This window comes from Bartonella sp. MR100HLJHH, assembly GCF_042194215.1.
Classification (GTDB): domain Bacteria; phylum Pseudomonadota; class Alphaproteobacteria; order Rhizobiales; family Rhizobiaceae; genus Bartonella; species Bartonella grahamii.
The window spans coordinates 18,654-27,262 of sequence record NZ_JBHIMR010000014.1 but is presented as its reverse complement, the minus strand read 5'-3'; the positions used below and the strand labels follow the sequence as shown (position 1 = coordinate 27,262).

Here is an 8,609-nt window from a genome sequence, read left to right as displayed (position 1 = left end):
ATCAACAGGATCAGAAGATGTAGAAGAAGAAGCTGTGGCAGATGTCAATGACGTAGGAAGTGGATTGGGGGGCGGAGAATCTAAAGGACGAGATAATGAAAACGAAGCCGGTTTAATAAGTGGACCATTATAAGTACCTATTCTAGAAGAAATATAGATACCTTCAAGACGGAAATCCCAAAAATCCCCCTCACCTTCCACTAATCTTTGCTTAATATCCGCTTTTCCAAAGGGCGAATTCGGACCATAACCACGAATACGATATTGATAAGGAAAACCTTTCACTGTAGTATAACTATCATAACCATTGGCGAGTTGAAAAGAACCTGCCTGCGCTGTTCCAGCAACTTGAATAAGTGAAATGCTTTGATCTCTTCCATCATAGACTTCTTTATTTGCAGCTTTCGGAAAATTTCGCACATGAATGAATGTCGTTCCCGAGACATCACCAGAAATCAATATACGATCGGTTTTTTCGGGATCAAACAGACCCTCATCACTCAAAAATGCACTCAACTTAATCTGAGCATTTCCCTCAGCACTGTAGACTTTTTTATCTTTTGATGCGAGAATTCTATCTCCTGCGTCTATATCCGCCCTTTTTCCAATGCGTAGCGTTTGATAACCATTCGATATATCTTCATCATTAAAGATCAGTGTACTATTGGAAAGACTTAGAGAAGAAAGTGATGAAACAGATTCCCGTAAACCGTTGTATTTACTTTTAGTAAGATACCATGTTGAATAGTGGGTTAACTCTAAATCAATAGTTGATTTATCGTCAACACGCGTACCTCCTGTAAGAGAAGAAGCACTTGCTTTCACCAATAGAGAAGAGTTATTTTTAGCTTTTAGCAACAAATCACCAGAAATCTTTGTTTCATCAGATAATTCAAGAATACCTTCAGCCCCATAGCCTCTATTCCCCTTCGCATAAATCGCAATACCATCTGGAACTGTCATATTTGTCTGTGATAAATAAACAAATGCCTTCCCCGTGAGAACTTTTTGGATTTCTAAAACTTTTTCATCATCTCGTTGCCTAATCATCTTAGCAAGCTCTTCTGGAGCTAAAACATTAAAATACAAACCATGTACTCCATCCCCTTTCACAGAAATATTATTTTTTTCTATCTTAATACTTGTATTCTTAAAGCCATCTGGTGAAACATACTTTTGAATTAATTTGCCATTATCGTCTACATAACCTGAAAAATTTTTAATCAAGAATCCATGCATATTGTTAAGATGAATAACATTTTTTTTCAAATGAACATCACCCCCTTGAAAAACCTCAAAAGCTTCAAGCAATACCCCCATAGCGCCATCACCATCTGTTCTAGCTTCCTCCCTCCTTCCTTGCCCCGTAATACACATAGTATCAAGAATATAGCCCCCCCCAAACCGAGTTGAAAATGAGCCAATCTGATTAAAATTAACGGTACCTTCTGACATTCTAACCATTGCATCAAAACCACTCATAATACCGATCCCTTTTACCTTCAAATTATCTGGTTCAATATCGATATTCACACTCTCTAAAGAAATATCCGTTTCTTTCCCCCATGCATAAATAGCATGTGAAGCCCCCTTAATTTCCCCTACTGTCATGCTAATAACTGCATTTTGAGCACGAAGAGCAGGTATGTCCTTAAAATCTGCAGCTGTTAGATTAAGTTTTCCACCATTTCTTACATACGCCCCATAGGCAGATATTTTATCTGAATTATCGCCATAAACTGTTATCTGAGAGGCATTAACAACAGTGCCAGCTTTTTCTACATATATAGCTGCAATAGGCGCAGCCTCCTGAGAATTTTTTAAGTAATAAACTTTATCTGCGAGAAAGTGTGTTTTTCTATCATCGCATTTATAAAATGCCTCTCCTGCATCACTTGAAGATCCTGCAGCACTAACATAAGTAACCTGAAAAAAATAAAGAATAGCTGTTGTAAAGTTACACAAAAACACATGTCTTTTAAATACATAAAACATAACTCTTCCCGACTCCTATTCCCCTATTTTTATTCATTTAAGAATAATATCTATATTTAAACTAACGGAATTCTTAAAATACAATAAATATAAAACTAAAGAGCTACTTTTAATACTTAATATAACAATATATACTTATATATAAGTTACTATATAGTTTATGTATAGCTAGAAATGACAGTGTAAACCGCCTGAAAAAATGGTTTCTGAAAAACCAGCTTTGCTAATTTGCTAAGACGATGTTGATAAGTTACATCTCCATGCAATGCAAAATGTGAGGACAACAGAGTATTCAACCCAACTCCAGTTTCTAGAGAAAAACCAAAAGCCCCTCATTGGAATTCATCTCCAAATTGTACACGTTGTTTTCCTCCAAAACTATTGGCAAGATGAAGCTTGCCATTGAAAGAAACAACAATGCCCTCTTCAGAGACAGAAAGCATCTTTCTTAAAGACCCACCAACACGCATCACCCACAGATCAAGTTTTCCATTTCAATATCAAAACCATCAATATCAGACGCCTTATAACCGCACCTTTTGATAAATAACCTAAACCTGCGGATCAAAAATAACCCCTAACTATAATTGTAATTGTAACAAATATGAGTGTTCGGAAGAATCTGAAGACATTTAAATTAACGACATGACCTTCGGTCATGAAAAAAAGGCTTATGAAAAAATAGAGAAAGGCAAAAACGAACTATCCCCTTTATGTCTTGTCATAAATGACTTACCCGCAATCAAATGAAGCATTCAAAGGTGTTCCTCTTCAATGTTGTTGTCTTGCCTCTTGCTTGCATGAGAACATCCCCCTTAAATAAACCATAGGAAAAAAGGACATCTATACAAAAGCCTGTATCATGCTGCATGCTGCCATATGCTGTAATAGACCATTTATCAAATATACTTTTTTACTTTCTTCAAGATCTTGAGGTTGTAGAGATTTTTTCCATCATTTCCCATTATTCTAAAGCTCAAAGTGTGATGTATATCCTCAATCGCATTGAGCAAGACGCTTGCCTCTATAGCGTTATAATTCAAATTTCCGCCATAGCCATATTGAAGCTCAGGTGGTCAGAAACATAATGATAACTTCCACCGTAGCCTCGCGCAAAAAGTGCGAGATTTTTTACCATTTTCCCCTAAAGCCCCAGCAGCGATACGCAATGTTTCCAGCTGTTTTTTGTGATTGTTCATATCCATCAAACCAACCTGAAACAAAGCATGGGGCATCGACAGATATGTTGAAACTTGCGGGACCACCGCTTTAACGCCCTCTTCAGAATAAAGAACAAAAGCATCATGATCAGCGAAAACATTATTATGATGAGTATAAGTGCTTAAAGAACGAGACACATCATTTTCCAACCGAATATGACGCAGATGAGAAAGTTTCTGAACATATTCAACTTCAAGTCGATAATTCCAAAATTTCCATTATACTCAATATTTTTCTCTTTAACGGATTCATTCCCACCTTTTACCTATCTATAAGAAGAATTTGGACCATTAGCACGAAAACACTATATCGATAAGGCGCTCCTCTTAAAGCAACATAATCTGTTGCCAGTTTAAAGGCATCCTCCGCAACCTTTCCATAAACCTGAACAATTGAAACACTGAGACTATCTTTTTATCGTCTTTTTGCTTACCTTTGCTATGGTTCTTTATTTTTTTGAAGCCACTAAAACATCGACAATATGCATCTTAGTTTTTCCATAAACATCACCATAGATTAAGAAGTTTATCAGCTTTTATTCCCTTGCTTTTACCATTTGCAGCAAGATGTGCACTAACATATAAACGTGCGTCCCCCCTGCAACGTAAGCATAATCTAAACCACGATCATCATCCAATCTCCTAATACGAAGTGTCTAAAAAAATCATTTCTTGGTTTTCTGAAAAAAATAGAACTATCAATAAGCCTTACCAATGAAAGAAATGAATCTACAAAATATAGAACTTTTTTATGATTATTTTTAAGCGCATTTTTATTTGCTCTTACAGTCCATTGAGATCGATTGAATAACGCAACACTACCATAAGAACCTTTCTCAATATGTGCTCCTCCTGCAAGAAAAGACGCATAGGCATCAAGCGCGACAAATGAATTATTTTTGACATCTAATAACCGATCAGCAAAAATACGCGAATCCTCTAATATCGTAATATAAGGAGACCTCCTAGCATCGTTACTATAAATAGCCCTACCATAGGGAATATGAAGAGCAGTCTTTTTAAACCAAAATTCACCTAAACTTGTAAGAAGCTCTCCCTCTTGATATTCATATTGCGAAGGAGCTCTTCTAAAATGCAAACCGTGAACCCCTTGTCCTTTAATAAGGATCTCTGTGTTTTCAAAAAAAAATCCCAGACATAAGACCATCCTGCAACTCATATGATCTTTCCTTAAAAACAGGATCGGCACTTTCAACCGCTATACCATGAACATCAGAAACCTGAATCTTACCTTCATCAAAGGAAAAAAACCGCCCTGCTTCACGCCAACCACAGATTGAGGTAACGTGGTATTTCTATCACTTTTCTTTTCGCCATTCCCTATAATAAAACTCTTTTTAAAAGAAGTTTTATTATCTTTTGACACAATCACTGCTGATGTAATCTTCTCAGATCTATTTAATTCTAAAATTCAACCAGTTCCTGAAACGCCTTTTTCCCCTTTACTTTTTTCCGGCTTAATAACTATGTTATGAGATTGTATTGTAAAAATAACATCTGTAGTTCTCTTATCCAATCCACTCATATATAACTTATCACGACTTTCAAAAGTACGAGCAGCATCAACTGTATCACACGAATACGATTAAAAAAAAGAATTATATGAAGGTTTATAATCTTCTGCACTCGCATCTATATTGTACGCGAAGAAAAAAATAGAGGTCGTAAGAGAACACACACACACATGGCATTTTAATACTTTAATCATAATTTAGTCTAAACTTTCTTTATTTTATCTTTATAAAAAACCGAAAAGACAGATCTGGTTCATGCACTAATTATTCTTATTACATGTCGTCCACATAATTTGCTTTATATTATATATGAAAATCAAAAATCAGAAAAACAATACAATAAAACCATGTTTTGTGCTTATAATTTTAACAAAGGATGTATTAAAAAAATACAATTAAAAATGATAGCTTAATCCACCAGAAAAATGCGTTCCAGAAAAGCCAGCATTCGTAAATTTATGCTGATAAATCAGATCACTATGAAAAATAATTTTTGGAGATAGTTGCGAAAAAACACCAAATCCAGCTTCTAAAGAAGACCCAAAAGAACCAAGCTGGAAGGCATCTTTAAAATACACAAATTGTTTATCATCAAAACTACGAATGAAATGAAGCTTACCATAGAATGAAAGAACATGTGCATCTTTAGTAAATGTAAGTGTCTTCGTTAAATACCCACCAACACGCATCCCCCAATGATCCGGGCTTCGCATATCAATATTAAAATTATCAATATCACGAGTCTTATGAAACTGGAGATTTTGATAAACAAACTGAACCTGTGGTTCAAAAACAAAATATCGGCTGCCTATCATAAACGTTTTACCAGCAGTTAAGGAAACACTTAGAGGCTTACCTCTCAATGCAGCCGTTTTACCTCGCTCAAGTGTGAGAACATTTCCATTAAACAAACCATAAGAGAAGAGACCATCCATATAAAGACCCGTATCATGCTGCATGCTTCCATATGCTGTGATTGTCCATTTATCAAATATACTTTCTTGACTTTGTTTAATCTTTCGAGGCTGCAAAGAAAGCTTGCCATAATTTCCCATAATTCCAAAGGATGTCGTACTATATGCACTTTCGATTTTCTTGAGTAAAATACTTGCCTCTAGTGCATTATAATCAAGCTCACCGCCATAATCACCATATTTAAGTGCAGATAAATTTGAAGTATAATGATGATGTCCACCGTAACCGCGCAAAAACAAAGCGGAATTTTCATCATTTTTCAACAACCGACCAGAAACAGTTCGCAGCGCTTGCAACTGCTTGTTTTGATTACTGATATCCATCAATCCAGCATAAAATAAGGTATTTGGCACAAGAATATAAGTCAGAACCTGTGGAACAATGACTCTCACATTTGGTTCAAAATGAGAAGAAAGCTCAAAAACAGATGGCGGAACAGATGAACCAGATGCAGGTGGTACAACTGGTTTAGATTCAGCAATAGCGGGAACAACAGGTGCAAGAGAGGAAGGAGGATTGGGGATCTCAAGCACAACAACATCAGGTACATTAGATGTGGTAGTAAGATGAAAGTCCCTATCAGGAGAATCTACAGGAGAAGAAAGACTTGGCTCCTGAGGTTTTTGCTGAGAGTTAGAAGCAATAGAACCATCCTCACCTCCAGTCATATTAGGATGAATTTTAGGAAAAGAAGGAATATCATCAGAAGAAGGAGGGACAACCAAATCAAGAACAGGAAAAACTTTAGTGGAATCGAGAGAAGTAGAATCAACAAATTGACTTTCGAGGCGAAAATCCCAAAATGTTCCAGTATTTTTAAGCACTCTTTGATTGGAATCTGCCGCCCCTAAAGCAGAGCTTGGACCATAACTCTTAAGATGATACTGATAGGGAGAGGCTTCAAGTGTGACATACCCCCCATTTAACTGAAAAGAATCTTCAGCGGCTTTTCCATAAACCTGAATAATGGAAATCCCCTGATCATTACCACCATCTCCCGTTAATGCCCCTGGGCTTCTAGGAACACTATACACATGGACTGTCGTTTTTCCTTCAAGATCACCATTGATTAAAAGCCTATCCGTTTTTTGCTCTTGCAGAGCTCCTCCTTTATCCAAATATGTATTAAGATAAAGACGCGCATCGCCTTGTGCACGATAGACAGTCCCTGCCCCTTTTCCGATAAGAAGTGTCTGATAACCATCTGTCGTTTTGGATTTTAGTTCTTCAAAAACAAGAGAACTATCCGTAAGATTGACCGATGAAATGAAGGAATAGTCCCCTAACTTAGAACTAGAAGCATCAGAGTTGTGCAATTTGTCAACTTTTGGTCGCGATAAAATCCACTTTGAACCATTTTTTAACTCTATCTTAGCTGTAGAACTTTCATCAACATGTGCGCCTCCTACAAGGGTAGAAGTATCAGCCTCAATCTTTACATTGGAACGCTCAACAGCTTTCAGGAGTGAATCACCAGAAATTTTTGAATGTTGTGAGAGTTTAACAGAAGTTTCAAATTGGCGGCTATAAATAGCTGTACTTTCTAGAGCCATAACAGTTGTCTTTGTCAAATGGACAGACCCTTTTCCAGGTATAATTGTTTTTTTATCATTGAAGACAGCTTCCCAAAAAAAGCGCATGCCATTAAATGCATTGCCTCTCACAAAAATATTGGAATATTTGATATGAGCATCATTATTATCATTCCCCTGCAATATAATGCCATGAGCATTGCTAACATTAACGTTTCCCTTCTGGAAATTAAGAGAGCCTTTCCCCTGAAGCATACTAAAAGCAGAAGCTTCACGATGATTATCTGTATTTGTCCCCTGTTTCCCCCTCCCAGTAATAGAAACACCATCTAAATTAATTTCTCCTTCTCCTCCTGTTTGAACACCAATACCATCAGCAAAGTTAATTTTCCCTCCTTTCATATAAATTTTTGCACCATTATAACTCAAAAGACCTATCGCATCAGAAGATGTCTTAATCTCTGTCTTGGTCAAAGCAACAAACGACCCTTTACCAGCAACACTGATCCCCATTCTGGTTGCTTTAATCACCCCATCCTGCATCTCAAAAGCTCCCTCATCATTAACATCGGCCCCTATCGACACATCGTTTAACATGGAATAAAATAGAGCAACGCCTCCCCCATTTGAAGACTTTACAGCTGTTGTCCAAGCATTTGCTCCTGAATAGCCATTTGCATTCGAAACACCGTTAATGATTATAGCCTCTCCCTCAATGACTGTATCTTCCCCTGATGCCTCTATGGCAGCATCAGAACTTTCACCCGTAAGTCGATAAGTTTTCTGGGAAATTTCATGCGGTTGACCATCATTACAGTGATAAAATGAGGCACTTTCGTTACATGAATATGGCTTCTTCTCAGCAGGAATCTCACCTGCATCAGCATTGTATACAAAGAAAAAAATAACCGTTGTAAAACGACATAAAGAGAGATGATTTTTAAGCATAATTTTCTACAAACTTTCTTCCCCTTCTCTAAAAACAAAAAAATACGCGTTCTGTTTAATAACTTTGGTTACGTGCGATAATTTAAAATACGTTTTGTATTTTATATATCCACTAAATGTTTTATGTAAAGCCAGAATCCCAAAATATTACAATTTAAAATTGTGTTATTTATAAAAACACGTAAAAATATAGATAAAAATAAAAAATCCACCCCAAAGCGGTGATTTCAAGAGAATTTAATAAAAATACACTAAAGGAAGAAAAACAACATAAGAAGCAAGAACTGCAAACTAGAAAGCCTTATCTCGTTTCTAAAAAGAAACAAACTTGCTCATGCAAAAAACATTTTTTAAAAAAGCTTATTTTAAAAGTTGCAAACAAATAATAAAAAACCACAAGCTAT

At 36.3% G+C, this 8,609-nt stretch carries 3 protein-coding genes and 2 pseudogenes; all 5 read right to left on the bottom strand.

What is annotated here, in order from left to right:
• A pseudogene (locus ACFIJ7_RS07970) lies at window positions 1–1,995 on the bottom strand (autotransporter outer membrane beta-barrel domain-containing protein); the annotation flags it as partial.
• 168 nt (window positions 1,996–2,163) lie between these two features.
• Window positions 2,164–2,573, bottom strand: a pseudogene (locus tag ACFIJ7_RS07965) (autotransporter outer membrane beta-barrel domain-containing protein); the annotation flags it as partial.
• A gap of 498 nt (window positions 2,574–3,071) precedes the next feature.
• A complete protein-coding gene (locus tag ACFIJ7_RS07960; RefSeq protein WP_375644982.1) occupies window positions 3,072–3,353 on the bottom strand; it encodes a hypothetical protein in 282 nt (93 codons plus the stop codon).
• Between the two features lie 478 nt (window positions 3,354–3,831).
• The gene (locus ACFIJ7_RS07955; RefSeq protein WP_375644981.1) at window positions 3,832–4,395 is read right to left on the bottom strand and encodes a hypothetical protein; all 564 of its coding nucleotides are present in this window, start codon (window positions 4,393–4,395) and stop codon (window positions 3,832–3,834) included.
• Window positions 4,396–5,145: 750 nt separating this feature from the next.
• Entirely contained in the window at window positions 5,146–8,205 is a 3,060-nt protein-coding gene (locus ACFIJ7_RS07950) for an autotransporter outer membrane beta-barrel domain-containing protein (RefSeq protein ID WP_375644980.1), read from the bottom strand.
• Window positions 8,206–8,609: the final 404 nt, after the last annotated feature.